At 33.3% G+C, this 20,146-nt stretch carries 24 protein-coding genes; all 24 read left to right on the plus strand.

From position 1 onward, the window contains the following. Position 1 precedes the first annotated feature (1 nt). A complete protein-coding gene (locus G558_RS12325) occupies positions 2 to 733 on the plus strand; it encodes a DUF881 domain-containing protein (RefSeq protein WP_051188450.1) in 732 nt (243 codons plus the stop codon). After that, entirely contained in the window at positions 730 to 1,056 is a 327-nt protein-coding gene (locus G558_RS0103985; protein ID WP_028829015.1) for a small basic family protein, read from the plus strand. Before G558_RS12325 ends, G558_RS0103985 begins: the two co-directional genes overlap by 4 nt. A gap of 186 nt (positions 1,057 to 1,242) precedes the next feature. Then, on the plus strand, positions 1,243 to 2,370 hold the full coding sequence (ftsZ, locus tag G558_RS0103990; protein ID WP_051188451.1) for a cell division protein FtsZ: 1,128 nt from the start codon (positions 1,243 to 1,245) through the stop codon (positions 2,368 to 2,370). A 49-nt stretch (positions 2,371 to 2,419) separates the two neighbouring features. Then, positions 2,420 to 2,875, plus strand: coding sequence for a transcriptional regulator NrdR (gene nrdR, locus G558_RS0103995; protein ID WP_028829017.1), 456 nt, complete (start codon positions 2,420 to 2,422; stop codon positions 2,873 to 2,875). 7 nt (positions 2,876 to 2,882) lie between these two features. Continuing rightward, on the plus strand, positions 2,883 to 3,581 hold the full coding sequence (locus tag G558_RS0104000; protein WP_028829018.1) for a response regulator transcription factor: 699 nt from the start codon (positions 2,883 to 2,885) through the stop codon (positions 3,579 to 3,581). A gap of 32 nt (positions 3,582 to 3,613) precedes the next feature. Further along, the gene (locus G558_RS12330; RefSeq protein ID WP_028829019.1) at positions 3,614 to 4,873 is read left to right on the plus strand and encodes a sensor histidine kinase; all 1,260 of its coding nucleotides are present in this window, start codon (positions 3,614 to 3,616) and stop codon (positions 4,871 to 4,873) included. A 1-nt stretch (position 4,874) separates the two neighbouring features. After that, entirely contained in the window at positions 4,875 to 6,632 is a 1,758-nt protein-coding gene (locus tag G558_RS0104010; protein WP_028829020.1) for a UvrD-helicase domain-containing protein, read from the plus strand. A gap of 13 nt (positions 6,633 to 6,645) precedes the next feature. After that, positions 6,646 to 8,061: a GspE/PulE family protein gene (locus tag G558_RS12335; protein WP_051188452.1), complete on the plus strand. Its 1,416-nt coding sequence runs from the start codon at positions 6,646 to 6,648 to the stop codon at positions 8,059 to 8,061. Positions 8,062 to 8,136: 75 nt separating this feature from the next. Next, positions 8,137 to 9,126, plus strand: a complete 990-nt coding sequence (locus G558_RS0104020; protein WP_028829021.1) for a type II secretion system F family protein — start codon at positions 8,137 to 8,139, stop codon at positions 9,124 to 9,126. 47 nt (positions 9,127 to 9,173) lie between these two features. After that, positions 9,174 to 9,671, plus strand: coding sequence for a hypothetical protein (locus G558_RS0104025; RefSeq protein ID WP_028829022.1), 498 nt, complete (start codon positions 9,174 to 9,176; stop codon positions 9,669 to 9,671). A 22-nt stretch (positions 9,672 to 9,693) separates the two neighbouring features. Then, positions 9,694 to 10,158, plus strand: coding sequence for a hypothetical protein (locus G558_RS0104030; RefSeq protein ID WP_028829023.1), 465 nt, complete (start codon positions 9,694 to 9,696; stop codon positions 10,156 to 10,158). Then, positions 10,151 to 10,588: a hypothetical protein gene (locus tag G558_RS0104035; protein WP_028829024.1), complete on the plus strand. Its 438-nt coding sequence runs from the start codon at positions 10,151 to 10,153 to the stop codon at positions 10,586 to 10,588. Before G558_RS0104030 ends, G558_RS0104035 begins: the two co-directional genes overlap by 8 nt. After that, positions 10,572 to 10,919 carry a hypothetical protein gene (locus G558_RS0104040; RefSeq protein WP_028829025.1) on the plus strand — a complete coding sequence of 116 codons (348 nt, stop codon included), beginning with the start codon at positions 10,572 to 10,574 and terminating at the stop codon, positions 10,917 to 10,919. Before G558_RS0104035 ends, G558_RS0104040 begins: the two co-directional genes overlap by 17 nt. Continuing rightward, positions 10,897 to 11,598, plus strand: coding sequence for a hypothetical protein (locus G558_RS0104045; RefSeq protein WP_028829026.1), 702 nt, complete (start codon positions 10,897 to 10,899; stop codon positions 11,596 to 11,598). Before G558_RS0104040 ends, G558_RS0104045 begins: the two co-directional genes overlap by 23 nt. Beyond that, positions 11,585 to 12,112: a pilus assembly FimT family protein gene (locus tag G558_RS0104050; RefSeq protein WP_028829027.1), complete on the plus strand. Its 528-nt coding sequence runs from the start codon at positions 11,585 to 11,587 to the stop codon at positions 12,110 to 12,112. Before G558_RS0104045 ends, G558_RS0104050 begins: the two co-directional genes overlap by 14 nt. A gap of 121 nt (positions 12,113 to 12,233) precedes the next feature. Further along, entirely contained in the window at positions 12,234 to 13,319 is a 1,086-nt protein-coding gene (locus G558_RS0104055; RefSeq protein WP_028829028.1) for an amidohydrolase family protein, read from the plus strand. Positions 13,320 to 13,491: 172 nt separating this feature from the next. Then, a complete protein-coding gene (gene murB / locus G558_RS0104060; protein ID WP_242825204.1) occupies positions 13,492 to 14,397 on the plus strand; it encodes a UDP-N-acetylmuramate dehydrogenase in 906 nt (301 codons plus the stop codon). Then, complete coding sequence (locus G558_RS0104065) at positions 14,394 to 15,107, plus strand: PHP domain-containing protein (RefSeq protein ID WP_028829030.1); 714 nt, start codon at positions 14,394 to 14,396, stop codon at positions 15,105 to 15,107. Before murB ends, G558_RS0104065 begins: the two co-directional genes overlap by 4 nt. Positions 15,108 to 15,129: 22 nt before the next feature. After that, a complete protein-coding gene (gene rapZ, locus G558_RS0104070) occupies positions 15,130 to 15,987 on the plus strand; it encodes an RNase adapter RapZ (RefSeq protein WP_028829031.1) in 858 nt (285 codons plus the stop codon). A 24-nt stretch (positions 15,988 to 16,011) separates the two neighbouring features. After that, positions 16,012 to 16,983 carry a gluconeogenesis factor YvcK family protein gene (locus G558_RS0104075; RefSeq protein ID WP_036931564.1) on the plus strand — a complete coding sequence of 324 codons (972 nt, stop codon included), beginning with the start codon at positions 16,012 to 16,014 and terminating at the stop codon, positions 16,981 to 16,983. A gap of 15 nt (positions 16,984 to 16,998) precedes the next feature. Continuing rightward, positions 16,999 to 17,418, plus strand: a complete 420-nt coding sequence (locus tag G558_RS0104080) for an NUDIX hydrolase (protein ID WP_028829033.1) — start codon at positions 16,999 to 17,001, stop codon at positions 17,416 to 17,418. Next, positions 17,418 to 18,374 (plus strand): DNA-binding protein WhiA, encoded by a 957-nt coding sequence (gene whiA, locus G558_RS0104085; RefSeq protein WP_028829034.1) that lies wholly within the window; start codon positions 17,418 to 17,420, stop codon positions 18,372 to 18,374. The genes G558_RS0104080 and whiA overlap by 1 nt, the downstream gene beginning before the upstream one ends. After that, a complete protein-coding gene (locus G558_RS0104090; RefSeq protein ID WP_028829035.1) occupies positions 18,371 to 18,640 on the plus strand; it encodes an HPr family phosphocarrier protein in 270 nt (89 codons plus the stop codon). The genes whiA and G558_RS0104090 overlap by 4 nt, the downstream gene beginning before the upstream one ends. A gap of 29 nt (positions 18,641 to 18,669) precedes the next feature. Then, complete coding sequence (gene tyrS / locus G558_RS0104095; protein WP_028829036.1) at positions 18,670 to 19,911, plus strand: tyrosine--tRNA ligase; 1,242 nt, start codon at positions 18,670 to 18,672, stop codon at positions 19,909 to 19,911. Positions 19,912 to 20,146 lie beyond the last annotated feature (235 nt).

Below are 20,146 nucleotides of genomic sequence, written 5' to 3' on the forward strand. Positions count from 1 at the left end.
AATGAAACCTGAAATAAGCAAGCGAATAAACATTTTACTTTTGGTTACATTTGTATTTGGTATAGCGCTTTCAATGCAGATTAAAAATCTCTCAGATAAAACCTCACTTATTAATGTAGAAGGTGTAAATGAAATGGAGATGCAACTGAAAATTGAAAATGCAGAAATAAGCAAACTTGAAGAATATCTAAGCAGAAAGACAAGTGAACTTGAAGATTATAGTGAAATAACAGACTCGCCAGACTTGACTTCTGTAATGGAATCGAAGATATCATACTACAAAGGGGTCAATGCGGAAAATGATCTTCTTGGAAGTGGTGTAATAATAGAGATAAGAGACAGTGATAAGATAGTTAAGCCGGGTGAAAATCCAAATGATTTTCTTGTCCATGACCAAGATTTATTAAGAATAATAAATGATATAAAAATTTCGGGGGCCGAGGCTATATCCATAAACGGACAGAGATACATGAGCTTTTCAGAAATAAAATGCAGCGGGCCAACAGTTACAATAAATGGAAAGACTTATGGCCAACCCTTTGTTATAAAAGCTATAGGAGATACTGTTAATCTTGAGGCTGCAATAAAATCCATCGATTCTTACAGCTACATGCTCAACAGCATATATGGAATAAAGATAAAAGTCAGTACTTCTGAAGAAGTATTAATTAAAAGGTATGGGACAATCAAACAATATAATTATCTTGAAAAATTTGTGGAGGATACTGAATGATTTGGGCTATTTTGGGTTTAAGTCTGGGAGTTATAGTAGGCGGATATGTACCATTCACATATCCATCTAGTTATTCTCTTTATATATCGATAGCTTTGCTTGCCGCATTTGACTCTGTATGTGGGGCAATAAGAGCAAGTATGGAAAATAAATACGACAATACTCTTTTTATAAGTGGTTTCTTTACCAACGCAATACTTGCCGCCATGATTTCTTATATAGGAGACAAACTTGGGGTGCCATTTTATTATGCACCAATAATTGTTTTTGGTGGAAGACTTTTTGATAATCTTGCAATTATAAGAAGACATATTTTTAAATAGATTTTTTAAATTTTATTTCAGTAATAATTATTAAACATTACTGAAATAAAATTGTGAAATTACTTGACATCAGTGCATGTTATTGGATAAACTGTAACTATAATTATACAATGCGTGATAAAGTAAACGTATTGTATACCGAGAAATAAGAAAAAGTCTAGTAGAAAGTGGCGGAGGTAAGGATCAATGTTCGATATAGATATGAATGACAGTCTGCTCAGCAGAGAAGTAATAAAAGTAATAGGAGTAGGGGGCGGCGGGGGAAACGCAGTAAATAGAATGATTCAAGCCGGAATTGCAGGGGTTGAGTACATAGTGATGAATACTGACGCTCAGGCACTTAGACAGTCAGAGGCACCTATAAAGATACAACTTGGGGAAAAGACGACCAGAGGACTTGGTGCAGGGGCCAACCCAGAGGTAGGCGCAAAGTCTGCAGAAGAAAGTGAAGAAGACATAAAAAAATGCATAGAGGGAAGCGATATGATATTTATTACTGCCGGAATGGGCGGTGGAACGGGTACTGGAGCAGCGCCTATAGTGTCAAGAATAGCGAAATCTATGAATATACTCACTGTAGGAATTGTAACAAAACCATTTTTTTATGAAGGTAAAATGAAAGCAAAAAAAGCTGAAGCGGGAATAGCAGAAATGCAAAAGTATGTGGACACACTTATTATAATACCAAATGAGAAGATTCTTGAAATAACAGACAAGAATACCAGACTTGATGATGCATTTGAAATGGCAAACCAGGTTCTTAAACAAGGAGTAAAAGGAATAACAGATATAATAAAAGTTCCAGGTATGATAAACGTGGACTTTGCTGACGTAAGAACAACTATGTCAAATAAAGGCATAGCACATATGGGAATAGGAAATGCGCAGGGAGAAAATAGAGCTTTGGTGGCAGCAGAAGAAGCGATAATGAGTCCTCTTTTGGAAACTACCGTAGAAGGAGCATCTGCCGTACTTATAAATATATCAGCATCAAGAGAATCGTTTACCATCAGCGAATTTAATGAAGTTTCAAGATTTGTTAACGAAAGTGTTAACAGCGAAGAATCTGAAGTTATAATAGGAACATCACTCAACGACGACCTTGGGGACATTTTGAGCATAACTGTTATTGCAACTGGTTTTTCAGAAGAAGCACCAGCAAAAACTCCTGTTGTAAAAAAAGAAGAAAAGATAGAAAAAATCGAAAAAATTGAAAAAAACAGCCAGGAAAAAATTCATGTAATAGAAGAAAATGTGGATGAAGAAAATGAACCGTTTTTCGTTATTCCAAAATGGTTAGAGAAGAAAAAATAAAAGAGAATATATATTCTCTTTTTTTGTAAATAGAAGGGAATAGATAATTATGAAGTGTCAGTATTGTGGAGAAATGTCATCAAAAGTAGTCGACTCAAGGCTCGCTGAAGAGGGAAATAGTATAAGACGAAGACGTGAGTGTGAAAATTGCAAAAAAAGATTTACCACATATGAGCGTATAGAACGAATAAATATAATGGTAATAAAAAAAGATAAAACTAGAGAATATTTTGATAGAGAAAAAATATTAAAAGGGATATTGAGATCATGTGAAAAAAGAGAAATATCTCTTTCTCAGATGGAAAATGTAGTAGATTCAATAGAAAAAGATATTTTAAACTCTATGAAGAGAGAAATTACCAGTATTGAGATAGGTGAACTTGTTATGAAATATCTTAAAAATCTTGACGAAGTCAGTTATGTAAGATTTGCTTCAGTTTACAGAGAATTCAAAGACCTTGAAAGTTTTATGAATGAACTCAAACAGATAATGTCAGAAAAATAGGGAAAATATGAACGAGAAAATACTTATAATCGATGATGAAGAAAACATTGTAGAACTGATAAAATTCAATTTAGAATTAAATGGATATCAGACTCAGTGTGCATATGACGGTAAAACTGGTATTTCAAAAATCAAAACATGGAACCCTGATCTGGTGCTTCTTGACATCATGCTTCCAGGAATAGATGGAATAACTATAATTCAGCTAGTAAGGTCGGATGAAAAATTAAAACATATACCAATAATAATGATGACTGCAAAGTCACAGGACTCAGATAAATTCATAGGATTTGAAAGCGGAGCAGATGATTATGTTACCAAACCTTTTATAGTAAAAGAACTGGTATACAGAATCAAGGCAGTTCTCAAAAGATCTGTTTCAAATTCGACATCAGGGATGGGAAAAAAAGAAATAATTGAAATAAATAATCTGACAATAGATTTTTCCAATTATCAAATTCTGAAAAATCAAAAAAAACTGGAATTAACATTGAAAGAATATGAACTTATAAAATATCTTGCAGAGAATGCAGATATGGTTCTTACAAGAGATGATATTCTTGATAAAGTGTGGGGATATGACTTTTTTGGAGAAAGCAGAACCTTGGATGTCCATATAAGGAATATTCGCAAAAAAATCGGTGATGAGAATCAAGGCATAATCGAAACTGTGAGAGGGATTGGTTATAAATTCAATAAAAATTAAATTATAATTAATTTTAAAAATCGGGAGATATCATGGATTACTATATTTATATAACTGCTCTTATAGTTATTGTCCTTCTTGTCAGGTATATAAATTACACAGACAAATATATTAAACAGCTCATGAATATTGCAAAAAAAATAAAAAATAGTAATTTCAACATAAGGTTGGAAAAACCTGAAAGTGGAAAATATTCACTTATAGGTGAGGTTATGGTAGAACTTGTAAAAATGTTGCAAGTAGAAATATTAAAAAACAATGAAAATACATCAAATATTGAAGCTGTACTATCAACTGTGCCCAATGGACTAATTGCTTTAGACACCCAGGAAAATGTAATCTTCATAAACGAAAGAGCAATAAAAATATGTTCCATATCAGGGAACCCTCAAGGGAAAAAACTTGTCAGTTACTTAAAAAATACTGAAATATTAGGAATAATAAAATCACTGATGTATAATTATAAAGAACCAATAAGATATGCTGATTCAAAAAAACATTATGAATTTAATATGGAAAATATAATGGGTTTATCAGGGGAAACCATAATTGGTAAACTTATTAATATAAGTGATCTCACCAAAATAATAGATACGGAAAATTTAAGGCGTGATTTTGTAAGCAATGTGACACATGAGTTAAAAACCCCTCTGACTTCAATAAGCGGATTCGTAGAAACCTTGAAATCAAATGAAGATATACCAAGAGAAACTCAGCAAAAATTTCTTGATATAATTGAAGCAGAAACAAACAGGCTAAATGAGCTGATAGAAGATATACTAACTCTTTCATTTATTGAACAAAATCGTGAAATAGAAATCGAGAGAATAAATCTGGTAAAGCTGATAGAAGATATAATCTTCAATCTTGAAAACATAGCCAAACTAAAAAATATAAAATTAGAACTTATTACAAAAAATAATAATATATTCATAAACTCAAGCAAATATTGCCTTACAAGGATATTTATAAATATAATAGATAACAGTATAAACTATTCATACGAAGGCCAGAAAGTGAAAATAAAACTTGAGCCTTGTGAGGATAATATAAGAGTAAGTGTCATAGATTGCGGGAGAGGCATCTCAGAAGAAGATCTTCCCAGAGTTTTTGAAAGATTCTATAGAGCAGATAAATCCAGGACCAGAAAAGAAAAAGGAACCGGACTTGGCCTTTCAATTGTAAAACACCTTGTAAAATCAGCAGGAGGAGAAATAAGCATTCAGAGCAAACTGGGAAGAGGAACGACAGTTAAAGTCATATTGCCGCTTACATGTGATAAAGGAGAATAATATGAAAATTTTTTCTACAAAAGTGAACTCAAATGTTGAATCAATCAGGAAAAAGTCATCTGAGAGAGAATTCTATAAACATATGGAAAAATCGCTTAATGGAAAGGGCTTTACTAAAATAGTGCCATTTAGTGGTATTTATTTTGATCTTCTTTATGTACAAGATACTATGGCAGGTTTGTTCAAATTCATGGATACTACAGAAGATACCTTTTCTATTCTGGATGAAGAAATACTTGAGGTAATGGAAGAAGAATATCATGAAGTCAAGAAAAAAATTGAAAATTTAATGCCTGGATCAGCTGTGAGTTACAACTTTGTAATGCCATATGTAAATCTAAGAGAAAAAAATATGGACAGGGATTTTATAATAGATAATGCCAAATTTGAGGAACTTATAAACTCAGACGGACATTTAAATAATTATTTGTCTTTAAACAAAGATTTTGATACAGATGAAATACTGTACAACCTTGCAAAAGAGTATTTTGTGGTCAAAGGTAATCCAAATAAGCTGATGGATAATCCTCTTGTTCAAAAAACGATAAAATACAAAAATCTGGAACTTACCGCTACTTCCATGGATGATTCACAAATTGAAAATATAAACAGTTTCAGATATGGGTCAACAATGATGATTGGATCTTCAGGTACAGGTAAAACCAAAGCTATGGTTGCAAAAATTATAAAAATTGCAAGACTTTACCCTAAAGACAGCTTCATATACATCACCTTTGACAAGCAACTTTCAAACGATATAGGGTCTCAGATAAGGACCCTGCACCCAGATTTGAAAAATATAAGAGTTATAAATTATCACCAGTTTATCCTGCTTCTGGGCAGAAAATATAATCTGAGACTTAATAATAAGAGTAAACAGAGCTTTAACAAAGAATTTGAAAAGATATTCATAAAAGTAGCGCAGATATACAAAGATAAAAAATATTTCAAAGGAGTTTTTATTGATGAAGCGGAAAATTTTCAATTAAAAGACCTTGAATTTTTAAGAAACATCAGTTATAGTACAAGAAATTTCCTGTATGCGTCATATGACAAAGCCAAGCAGATGTCTCATCTTGAAGAAAAAATTATTTCTGCAGAAGAATATCCTTTTGAGAACATAATAACTTTTGGAAACAATTACAGAAACTCAATTCAAATTGGAAACTTTAATACCGCTTTTCAAAACAATATGGAAAAATTCAATCTATTAGAAATTGGAGATGCAAAAGATTATTTCATTCCGTTCCAGATTGAGACCAAGACAGTAGGAGAAGCTGAAGTAATTGAATATAAGGCAACATCAGAGATGATGGAGAGCATAGTCGACAATATCAGAAAACTTGTCGGACAAGGATACAGCTACTCAGATATGTGCATCGTATATCCATTTAACCAAAAGGTACTAAAAGGCAATAAGCATGTTTACAGTAAACACATGGTAAAGACCTACCTTGAAGAACATGAAATCATATTTAGTTTCGCAGACGATGAAACAAATAATATATACAAGGGAACTGGGATTACACTTTCGAACATATATAATGTAACAAATCTGGAGTATAAGATAGTATTTTTCTGTCATATAGACGTACTCTATAATAGCTTTAACATTGAAAATAAAATTAATGCAAAAAAAATGATAAATATTATTTATACAGCGACATCAAGAGCGACTGAGAAACTCTACGTATATCTCAAAGAGGACGAAACCAGACCAGGGCTTATAGATTTACTCAAAATATCAAGTATAGAGTGAAGAAGGTGACCTTATGAGTATTAATTTTGAATATGGGATAAGCAAAATCTTGTGTGAAAAAAAAGCACGTGAATACAGGTGTATACCAATCTCAATAAATAGAGGGAAAATATCCATAGCAATATCAGAAGGTGTTGCTATGGATATTTTTACCCGCATTAATGAAATTTTTAACGAACTTGGTTTTGTTGATAAAGGATATGTATATTTAAGCGATAATGAAATTGAAAGACTCATAAATACATATTATTCTATAGAACTTGATAACCCCCAAGTAGGAGCCCAGATAAATTCATTCAAAAAGCTGCGTGACATTGAGGGATTGTATGATTATATAATTAAAAAATCAAATTTATTAAGTGCAAGTGATATACATATACTATACGAAAATGAATATTTTATAATAAGACTTAGAATAAGGGGCAAACTAAAGACCTTAACAATACTTGATAAAGATCTGGGAGAAAGTCTCATAAGAATAATAAAGGTCAGTTCCAATATTGAAATTTCAAGGATACGTTCACCAAAAGATGCAAGATTTAAATATACTCTTTTAAATCAGGAAATTGATATGAGAGTCTCGATTGTAAATACAATTGAAAATGAAAAAATATCTGTTAGAATCCTCAATCCGGACAACGTTCCGGTTAATCTCAAAGACCTGGGTATCTCCTTTGAGGAAGAAGAGATTATAAGAAGAACATTGAGGCTTAACAGTGGTTTTGTTTTGGTATGCGGGCCAACTGGATCGGGCAAATCAACAACACTGAGGTGTCTTCTCAATGAGATAAATGATGGACTAAGACATATTATTTCTATAGAAGATCCAATAGAATATACAATGAGCGGAATAACCCAGATACAGATAGATGAAACCAAAGAAGGCTCTTTTAAAGAATCCTTGAAATCTATAGTCAGGCAAGATCCAGACGTTATATACATAGGAGAAATAAGAGATTATGAAAGTGCCGATATAGCTACAAAAGCCAGTCTTACTGGGCACCTTGTGTTTTCGACCTTACATACCAGATCTTCGGTTTCGGCAATAGAGAGAATAGTGAATTTAGGTATTGATTCAGCAAGCCTGGTATCATCAATAAATCTAATAATAAATCAAAGACTTGCCGGAGTCTTATGTGATGAGTGTAAGCAAGAGAGGATATATGAAGGAGAAGACATAAAAGAATTAAATCTTACTAATGGACAAAAAATATGGGAACCTCTTGGATGTGAAAAATGTAATTACAGTGGATATTATAAAAATGTACCAATCATGGATATAGTGGTTTTTACAGATACAACCAGAGAATGTATACTCAGAGGTGAAATACCAAAAATCAAAAACCATAAGATAAAAGAAAAAATTGCGCTGATGTTGTCAAAAGGCGAAATAGAGCTTAAAGAAGCATTAAAATATTTATGGTATTGATTCAAAGAAAGGAGATGAAATTACACAGTTGTGAAAACTAAACTCAAACTCCATACAAAACGAGATTTTTACAATATGATCGGATTTTACTCAGAAAGTAAGCTGGATATAATAACTTCTCTTAAGCTTATACAAGAAGATATTAAAAATCTCGATGTAGCGACCATGTTACAAAAACTGAAAAATGGAGAATCCCTGGTAAAGATCTTTACTGAGGCGGGACTCACAGATGAATTCATAAGAGCTACCCTTGAAATCGGAGAAAAAACCGAAAATTATAAAATGGCATACAAGACATCATACGGATACCTGGAAGAAAAAAGCAAATCAAGAAATGATCTTGGAAAACTGGTTTTTTATCCAATTCTTTTATTCCTTATGATGTTTTTTTTGCTTTTTTTTATATCTTCATTTGCCATACCGCAGATTTATAAAGTGTATACCAGTATGGATACAGAAATACCATTAGTGATGAACTGGATTATGAATATCAATGAATTTATATGGGATAATGCAACTATAGTTAAAATGATAGTTTTGACCCTACTCTTTGGAATACTCCTGTGGCCAGACAAAACCAAGGCTATAAGAATAATATACACAAGGTTGCTAAGGATAAAATGGATACGCATTATATATTCAACATATTATGTAAATGAAATATCATGGCAGCTGTATACCTTGATGGAAGCGGGTAAGGACATAGTAGAATCCCTTGTTATAATAAACAAAAGTATAAGCGACAAATATATGGGCATGGTTATAAAGGACATAATATGTGGACTTAAGAAAGGCGCAAAACTTAGCGATGCTCTGGCAAAAAGACCAGAGGTATTTGGTGCATCAGTGATAACATATGCAAAAACAGGAGAAGAATCAGGGCAGTTAATAGAAAATATAAAATATATTCATAAATATACAAAAAGAAAAATTGAAAATTCTACTGATAATTTCAACAAGATGGTGCATCCAGTGGTAATGATAATCATAGGGATTTTTTTGTCAGGAATATTGGCGGTCTTGATGCCACTTCTTGACGTGAGCAGCATATACAGCGGAATGTAGAACCATTAAAACCGGTCATAAAGGTACAAAATGAGAGGGGGGAGATTATGATATATGTTTATGATCTTGATAATCAGGAACTGGAAGTTCTAGATAGATTCAATTTAAAAAATCGTACTATTATAATAGATCAGGAATTTTCTCACAAAAGAGAAAAAATCAAAACAAAACAGACATTAAGAGAAATTTTGTTCAGCGAAATCGATTTAACAAAAAAAACAGACAAATATAATAAAAAAGAATATCCACTTGAAATAATATTTGGCGAAAATGATAGACAACTCAAAATAAGCAAAGATATAATCGGCGAGATGACAAAGCGAATTGGATTTATGAAAATGATATTAATGAAAAATCCAATATACAATATAGATGGTTTTTTGATCAATACAGAAAAATCAACAGGGAAAAAAGTAGTAATAAAGACAGGGAGAATATACAGGACACTTGCAAGCAATAGGGTCTTAACCATAGAAAATGTCTATGAAATACCAGAAATGAAACTATGGGAGTATACAAAAGAGCATATGGTTATAATTAGATAATAATTGTGAATGAGGTAAAACAATGGGAGAATATAATATAAATTCACACATAAAAAAACATATCATAAAAAAAATCTTAATAATAATATCAGCTTTATCAATTTTTGCAGTTAGTATAACATCAGACATTATATTATTTGTTGAAGGCAACCAGCTTGCGTTAGAATTGCAGCAGTCATATCAGGCTAATCTAAGCGATGTCAGCGGCAGCGGAAATCATATAGAATATAATCAATACAGAGAAAAATATAATGATCTGGATGCAACAGAAGTTTCAGATAATCTGGAGAAACTTGCATACCTTAATTATAAACAGATAAGGTTTGTTAAAAGCAATATATACGTAGATATAGAACATTCTTCTTCCGAAACGCTGGAAAAATCAATAGATTATCTTAAAAAAAGTGGATTCTCAGCCAAAATTGAATCTCTTCACTCAGAAGGAGACCTGGATTATGTAACAATGGAGGTAAATCAAAATGGATAGCAGACTAATCCTGATAGCTCTTATTTACAGCATATTGAATTCGATTTTTGTTATACTGCCTCAATTTGAAGAGAATCAGAATGTTAAAAGCCAGCTCAATAGTGAAAATGTAATTCAGATTATATCTCAAGATTCAATATCAAAAATATCGGATATTGAATTAATATCTACAGTAGACATGATAATCACAGAGTCAGGACTAAAAAAAACAAGCTATGAGTACAACAGAGAGAACCAGGAAAACTTACAGGCACATATAATCATACTGTCACTTGAGGGAGAAAATCATAATATAATAAAATTTACAGATATGATTTCAAAAATAAAAGGTATTAAGATAAATGAATTTTCAGTAACAAAAGACATTAATAAAATCAATGCAAACTTGAGTCTTTCGGTTATAGGCGGTGAATATGAAAAAGATGAATAATACAAGAGGAAGTGTGTTTCTTGATGTTATGGCAGCTATGTTTATTATGACTATGACTGCAATTGTAGTCTATAATACCGTATTTTTCAACATGAAAACCCTTGACAGCATAAAAAATAATGATGAAATTGTGGCTGAAATAAATGATGAGATAACAATTATTCTTGCGAAAAAACAATACAAAGATAAAAGTAGCAAAGACTGGGAGATACTTTATTCTAAAAAATATGCAGGAAGTATTGATGGTAGTGATTTTTATCAATTAAATATAGATATATCACAAGAAAGGAGCGGAATCAAAAGACGTTATGAAATTCTTATCTCTGAATAAAAAAGGAATCTGCTCCGTTCAGGTTATAATAATTTTATGCTCCTGCCTTATAATATCAACTCAACTAATCTTATCATCCAAACTTACCCTGGCCACCATATCAAGAAGAGAGGCTGCAATACAAGAAAGGCTCTATGGAGAGAGCATATTCCAGGTAGTTGATCTTTATTTAGTGCAGAGCATGAATAAGACTTATAATAACCCTCAAAAATATACAATCACATCAAATCAGACCAATGATGAAATTAAAAATAAAATATTGAGATATGCACTTGGTGAAATGGCTAACACAGAAATTACCAATATAGGTAAAAGTATGAAACAATGTCAGATGCTAAAAAACATGGGTATTGAATGTAAAGAAATAAGCAGAACCGTATACACCTATGATAATGGTGCAGGTATAAAACAATTCAAGATTAACAGCAATCTGAATCTTGAGAAAGTATCCACGTCAGATGATTTTGCATTAAAAATACATATCAAAGTAAAGGTAGATAATCAAATTTATGTTTATGGTAAAGATTATTTCTTTATTATGCCAAAATACAGTGACGAACTGATAAAAGAAATTAAGACTTTTTATGGTGGAGGAACAAGTGAAACATGGAAAGGGACACACAAATTCAATCATAAAGAAGATATGATATCATCTGAGGTGTATTATGAAAATCTATGATAAAAATGGGTATACCTTGATAGAATTGCTCGTGGTGTCAGCACTTTTAGCAGTTATGTTGTTGATGGTAAGTTTAAAGATTGGAATTGGAACAACTGCTTTAAAAAGCGAGGCAAACAGCGTGGTTTCTGCTTTGAGATATGCAAGGCAATTGAATACAAATGGCGAGTTATCTCAAAGATTTACAATAGTTGCAGAAAAAGGCAGGCTGTATTATTGTGTGCAGAGCAAAACTTCCCCGGTAAAAACCTATTTAAAGATAAAATTTGATAAGAGCATAATTATTCAGAAAAAAATGTTAGCTGATGAAAATTACGACTCAATAATAAATGAAGCAGGATACAGTAAAATTAATAAGGATATTAATTATATTTTTTTTGAAGCATCCTTTACAGATAATGCAGCAAATGGTGATGGAACACTTCTTATAGAATCTATAGACAGCAAAAGGCTTTATAAGATAACCATTGTGCCAACATCGGGAAGAATATATATGTATGAGATAAAAAGATAAGTAAAATGATAATAAATGCAAGACATAAAATTATAAATGTAGTATAATAAAATTATCTGATAAAAAGGTGGTGTTTATTTTGCTACGAATATATAGTAATAAGATTGTATTACGAGATAGTATGGATAAAGGATATATTGATATAGAAGGCAACCGTATAACAGATGTGGTTTTAGGTGAAAAACCCGAAGGCGATTACATCGACATGAGCGGCAAATATGTACTGCCTGGACTTATCAACATTCATTCGCTGGACTTCGTAAAAGAAATAAGTTCAAAGTACATTAAATTTTTTACAGAAGAAAAGGCTTTTTACCAGGTAGAAAAACTGCTTGCAGAGTCAGGAATAACTACGGTTTTTCATACTTTTACACTGGATAAATTTAGTGAAGACAGAGACCTCGAAGAGGTGATTGAAAAACTGACATACGTTAAAAGTTATAGAAAAAGAAAATTTCTGATTGATCACAAAGTTCATCTTAAGTTTAAACTTGGAGATGTAAACCTCAACAAGAGGCTAAAAGCTCTTTTTGACGCCGAATGTGTAGACTTTGTTACGTGTACTGGGTATAATTCAGATATAATAGAAGAATATCAAGAACAGTACTATTCTCAGTATCTTCAGGACAGGTTTGAAATAGATGAAGAGCTTGCAGGTCGAATTTCAGAAAGACTTAAAGAACTAAGAGAAGAATCAGCGCTTGATGAGCTCTCATATAAAATCAAATTCGCAAAATCCAGAAAGATACCATTTGCAGTTTCAAAATGCGAACTTGTAGAAAAACTCAGGGAAACTTATAAGATTGGCATAGACCTTCTCGTAGACCCTAGAAATCCTAAATCCATGGAATATATAAGCTGTAACAATCTCAGCGCTTCGATAGATGTAGAATGTCTTGTAGCAGAGAACAGCAGCATAGACTTTGTGGATGAGATGGCAGAAGATAACATAAACATACTTTCAGCCTCAAAAAGATCAAGAGATATACTTGAATATGTATTTAATCTCGAAGGAAATATAGGACTACCAAAAGCAGTCAGACTTGCAAGTTATAATCCAGCCATGGCCCTTGGTATGTACGAAAAAGGTGAAATAGCGCCAGGAAAAGAAGCGGACATAATAGTAGTAGATATATTTGAAGATCTGCCAATCAATATAATGACTATATCGGACGGGAAAATCATAGTTAAATATAACTACAATTAAGAAATTACAGAACTGAAACATATTTCACACAAAAGCCTTCTGAGTTTATCTTATTCAATGATAATCCGGATGGCTTTTTTACAAGTGAATAAATGTCTAAAATAAATTGCAAAAAGGCAAGGCATATAGTAGAATTAATAGTTAGAATGAATCTTATTGTGAGGAGAAAAAATTGAATACTATAGATAAACTGAAATTGATACTAAGAGAAAATCAGATAATGAAAGATGAACCTTTGAAGTATCATACTACCTTCAGGATAGGCGGTCCTGCTGATATAATGTTACTACCTGAAGACGAAAACCAGATAATCAAAATCATAGAATTTGCAAATGAAAATAAAATTCCATTTACTATACTTGGGAATGGATCCAATATATTGGTATCAGACAAGGGAATAAGAGGCATAGTAATAAAGATAGCTGATAATTTTTCAAAATTTTCAATTGAAGATAATTTTGTGCATGCCCAATCAGGTATCAGGCTTACAGCGCTTTCCAGACAAATTCTTGATGCCGAACTCACCGGGTTTGAGTTTGCCAGTGGAATTCCAGGAACCATTGGAGGAGGAGTATACATGAACGCTGGTGCATATGATTCTGAAATGAAGAATATAGTGAAAAGCGTACGTCTTATAGATAAAATGGGAAAAATATTTGAACTGGAAAACCAGGATATGGAATTTGGATATAGAAAAAGCAGAGCTATGGAAAATGAATATATAGTTCTTTGTGTATGTCTGGAGCTTAAAAAAGAAATCAAAGAAAAAATAAAAGCCAAAATAGATAGTTTTACGCAAAAGAGAGTTACAAAACAGCCCATATCAGAGTTTAGTGCCGGATCCACATTCAAAAGGCCACCTGGAAATTTTGCAGGAAAGCTTATAGAAGATACGGGGCTTAGAGGATATACCAGAGGAGAAGCAAAAGTTTCAGAAAAACACTGTGGTTTTGTTATTAACAAAGGAAATACTACATTTGAAGAAATGATTATGTTTATAGAAGAAATAAAAAAGAAAGTATTCGAAAATACTGGAATAATGCTCGAAGAAGAGGTAAGGATAATAGGTGAAAGATGAAGTGTATAGCTGAATATCATACTCACACAAAGTACAGCGACGGAAAATCTACTATGGAAGAAAATGTTATCTCTGCCAGAAAAATCGGACTCAAAAAGATAGGCATATCAGACCATGGATATATGCATAAGGGTTTTGGCGTAAAGTATAAAGATTATCCCAAAATGAAGGCTGAAGTTGAGATGCTAAGAGAAAAATATCAGGACATAAAAATATTCCTCGGAGTCGAGGCAAACATACTCGATGATAAGGGGAATATAGACGTAGATGACTATGTAAGAAATTATGTAGACTATGTTATGGCAGGATATCATTTCGGATCAATGCCTCCAAATATGAGAGGGCTAACAAATCACATAAGAAATTTTATAAAGCCACTTAAATCAAAAGAAATTGATTATAATACAAGAGCGCTTGTAAATGCAATGAGAGATAATCAGATATTCATACTCACACACCCTGGAGACAAGGGAGATGTATATATAGAAGAAGTAGCAAAAATGGCAGAAAAAACAAAAACTGTGATGGAAATCAGCGCTCACCATGAATACCTTTCCAAAGAACAGATATTAAAGATAAAGCATTTGGATATAAAATTTTCAATAGGTTCAGATGCTCACCATCATACTCACATAGGTATGACAGAAAAAGCAATAAAGAGGGCTGTCAGTGCAGGTCTTGCCAGCAGCAGAATAATTAATGTAATTTGATTTTGACCAAAGGAGGAATATTATGAAATTTGTGATAGTTACAGGTATGTCAGGCTCAGGAAAAAGTGAAGTAATGAGTATTTTTGAAGACTTGGGATATTATTGCATAGACAATCTTCCGCCAGAGCTGATATCTAAGATATATGAACTTGGATTGCAATCACAAGGAACACTTGAAAAAGTAGCGATAGGGATAGATATAAGAGGATACAAATTTGTTCAAAGTCTCCAGGCAAGTCTGGACTTTATAGAAAGTCAGACTAATAACAGCGAGATACTGTTTTTGGACTGTAGCAATGAAGTCCTTGTAAGAAGATATAAAATGACAAGAAGAAGACACCCGCTATCTAATGAAGACAACATAATTAACGGTATACAAAAAGAGAGAGACATCCTGCTTCCAATAAAAAGGAAAGCTAAAAAGACCATAGATACTACAAATATGACAGTAAAAGACCTCAGAAAAAGTATAATGGATGCATTTCATACCGGAAACAAAAAAAACAATCTTACTGTATCAATAACTTCGTTTGGATTTAAACATGGAATACCCATGGATGCAGATCTGGTTTTTGATGTGAGGTTTCTTCCAAACCCATACTATATACCAGAACTCAAAGAAAAGACTGGAGACGATGAAATAGTTAGAAATTATGTTATGGATTCAGAAGCGAGCAGAGAATTTCTTGAAAAGCTGTATGATATGATAGGCTTTCTTTTGCCACATTATGAAAAAGAAGGCAAGACACACCTTGTAATTGCCATAGGGTGTACGGGGGGAAGGCACCGCTCCGTAACGTTTGCAAATCTCATATATAAGAAATTTGCCGATTCTCAATATAAGATATTTAAAAAACACAGAGATATAACATTACACTAAAAAATATAAAGATGGGAAATTAATATGGACAATAAAGATCTAAATATAGTAGTTTTGGGTGGAGGAACAGGTCAGGGGAACCTTCTCAGAGGATTGAAAAAACATACAAAATCACTCAGCGCCATAGTTACTGTAGCTGATGACGGAGGAGGCTCAGGGCTCATAAGAGCTGAAAACAGGATGCTTCCACCAGGGGATATCAGAAATTGCCTGGTATCGCTTTCTGATATGGACCCTATTATGGAAAAACTTATGGATCACAGGTTTGAAAGTGGAAGCCTTAAAAATCAGAGCTTTGGGAATCTTTTTTTATTGGCACTCTATGAAATATTTGGTGATTTTGAAAAAGCTGTTGACCATATTTCAGGTATGATAGGAGTAAATGGCTGTGTAATCCCATCCACAAACGAGCAGATAAGACTCGTTGCAAAGCTTGATAACGGAAGTGTGGCCATTGGTGAATCAAATATTGCACCTACATGTATAACAGAAAAAACTTTTATAAAAAAGCTTGAGCTAATTCCATCAAAACCAGGAGCCAGCAAAAAAGCTATAGAAAAAATATCAGAAGCAGAGATAATAGTAATAGGGCCGGGAAGTCTCTATACAAGCATAATAGCAAATTTGATAATACCGGAAATATCAGAAGCTATAATAAAAAGTAAAGCGAAAAAAGTCTTTATATGTAATATAATGAGTGAAGAAGGAGAGACAGACCGTCTGGACAGCTATGGACATCTTGAAAAGATAATAGATCACGTAAAAACCATAAAAATAGATTACATGCTTATTAACAATAAAATGATAGATAATGTTATACTTGAAAGATACGATAAAGAAAATAAACATCCAGTCTACGCAGACGATGAACAGAGGGTAAAAATACAAGAGCTTGGAGTTCAAATAATAGAAGATAATCTTTTGAAAGTTTCGGGAACGGGTCAGATAGTTCATGACAGTGAAAAGGTGGCAAAAATACTGTTAGATATACTATAGCGGGAAGGAGACGGCGTGAGAATAGAAAAGAGCGCGGGCGGGGTGGTTATTTACGATAATGCCATTCTTCTGCTTAGAAAATACAATGGTGACTGGGTCCTTCCTAAAGGCAGGATTGAAAAAGATGAAAATATGAAAGAAGCTGCTCTAAGAGAAGTAAGAGAAGAAACTGGAACGCAAGCCGAAGTTATACAATACCTGGGAGAAATACACTATACCTACAAAGAAAACTGGGACGAAACAAACCGGATTCATAAGACTGTGCACTGGTTCATGATGAGGTCCAAAAGCCTCGAAACCGTGCCTCAAAAAGAAGAGGGATTTATTGAAGCCAGATATATTCAGATGGAGAGAGCTGTCGATATCGTAAAATACGATGATGAAAGAGAAATTATTAAAGTTGCTGTTAACTATTTTAAAAAGGGTGAAAAATAATGTCATTTTCAGTACAGGTAAAAAATGAACTTGCAAGGGTGATTTCGGATAATCCACGAGTTCAACTTTCGGAATTGTCGGCAATTATAAGGATGAGCGGCACACTAAAACTTATGGGTTTTAACAAACTTTCATTCGTAATAAATACAGAAAATCCAGCAATTGCAAGAAAGGTATTTAAACTCATAAAAAACTGTTTTGGGATAGCTCCTGAAATAAAGGTTAACAGGCTCAGTAATCTTAAAAAAAATTACATTTATGCACTAAGCGTTTCTTATGATCAAGGAGCAAATGATATTCTTGAAAAAGTGGGTATAATTGAAAAAGAAAATGAAAAGCTAAGCTGGGTGAGCACCATACCAAAACGTATGGTTTCCAGACAAGATGGAAAAAGAGCCTACCTGAGAGGAGCCTTTCTTGGCAGTGGATCAGTTTCTGATCCTTCAAAGACTTATCATTTGGAGTTTTCAACAGTAAATATAGAAATAAGTCATAATCTAAAGAAACTAATAAACAGCTATCAACTGAATGCAAAAATAGTCACAAGAAAAAACAATAACGTGGTCTACATAAAAGAGAGCGAGCACATAACTGACCTGCTTAATCTTATGGGAGCCTACAATGCACTGATGTATCTTGAAGACGTTAAGATTAAAAAACAGATGAGAAATGATGTAAACCGGATTGTAAACTGCGAAACAGCCAATCTTAACAAGACTGTAGACACATCAATGCGGCAAATAGACTGTATAAACTACATTATAGAAAAAAGGGGGCTTGATTATCTTCCCGAAAATCTGCACGAGATAGCAAAACTCAGAGTAGAAAACCTGGATATGAGCCTCAAAGAACTTGGCGAAATCATGGAAAAACCTCTTGGGAAATCGGGAGTCAATCACAGGCTGAAAAAAATAGAAAAGATGGCCGAAGAATTAAAGGAGAAAATAGAAAAATGATAAAAGTTGCATTCGAAATAAAGAACAGACTGGGACTTCACGCAAGACCAGCAGCAACATTTGTTCAGGCGTGTAACAAATATAAATCTGAAATAAATCTGATATTCAATAATCGTGCAGTAAATGCAAAGTCAATAATAGGGATACTGGCTCTTGGAGTTGCGTATGGGGATAAAATAGAAGTCGAAGCAGACGGACCAGATGAAGCAGCTGCCATGGAAGAAATAAAAGAGCTTCTGGAAATAAAACTTATAGAAATGAGTTAGCACATAATTATAAAAATCGGGAGGACAGAATGGAAAAAGTAAATGTATTTGATATCTTAAAAGAAAGAGGATTTATAGCGCAGGCGACTCACGAAGATGAGATAAGAGAACTTTTAGGCAATGAAAGTGTAACGTTTTATACAGGATACGATCCTACTGCAGACAGTCTTCACGTAGGACATTTTCTACAGGCAGTTGCAATGAGGCATCTTCAGATGGCTGGACACAGACCCATAGTTCTTATCGGAGGAGGGACTACTATGGTAGGAGATCCTTCAGGAAGAGCGGATATGAGGCAGATGCTTACTCAGGACCAGATTGCAGAAAATGGAGAAAAATTCAAGGAGCAGCTTTCCCGTTTCATAGATTTTTCAGATGAAAAATCACTTATGGCAAACAATGCAGACTGGCTGCTAAAATTAGAATATATTCCTTTTCTAAGAGAAATAGGTGCTCATTTCACAGTAAACAGAATGCTTCAGGCAGAGGCATTTAAGTCAAGAATGGAAAAAGAAGGCGGACTTACGTTTTTGGAGTTCAACTATATGATAATGCAGGCTTATGACTTCCTTAAGCTCAATGAGACATTTGGCTGTAAGATGCAGCTTGGGGGAGATGACCAGTGGTCCAACATAATAGCTGGAACAGACCTTGTAAGGAGAAAAGAAGGCAAACAGGTATATGGAATGACATTTAATCTCCTTACTACTTCGGATGGCAAAAAAATGGGTAAGACCATGGCTGGAGCACTTTGGCTTGACAGAGAAAAGACATCTCCATACGAATTTTATCAGTACTGGAGAAACGTTGAAGATGCATCGGTAGAAAAATGCCTTGCACTTTTGACATTCCTTCCTATGGACCAAGTAAGAGAATTGGGATCACTTGAAGGCTCAGAAATCAACAAGGCTAAAGAAGTGCTTGCATTTGAAGTTACAAAGCTTGTTCATGGAGAAAAAGATGCTATAGAAGCTCAAAACGCAGCCAGAGAGTTGTTTGCAAATAAAAACGGAGCGAGCGAAAATGCCCCTACAACTGAAATAGCTTTATTAGAGCTTGAAAAAGGGATGACTATAGTAGATGCCCTCAAAGTCACAGGACTGGTTCCTTCAAACAGCGAAGCCAGAAGACTGGTAACCCAAGGCGGAGTACAGGTGAATGATGAAAAAATCACAGATTTAGCTTTTAATATACACGCAGAACTTGCAAAAGATGGAATAATAATGATCAAAAAAGGTAAGAAAACTTTCCATCAGATTAAGCTTGTTTAGATAAAAAAGTGTTTACAAAAATTAAAAAAAAGAATATAATGTTATTACCCTTTGAGGGAGTAGTTAGCAATTCGTTTCTAAATAGAAATAATTGTTGTGAATGTCAACATCATGATTGAAAAATCTGGCATCATATTAAATAACCAGACTCAGGGACAGGATTATTCTGTCTCTGAGTTTTTTTTGTAAAATTGGTTATAATTAAGTTATGATTGCACTTAATTGGAGAAAGGAA

This window comes from Proteocatella sphenisci DSM 23131 (assembly GCF_000423525.1).
Classification (GTDB): Bacteria; Bacillota; Clostridia; order Peptostreptococcales; family Filifactoraceae; genus Proteocatella; species Proteocatella sphenisci.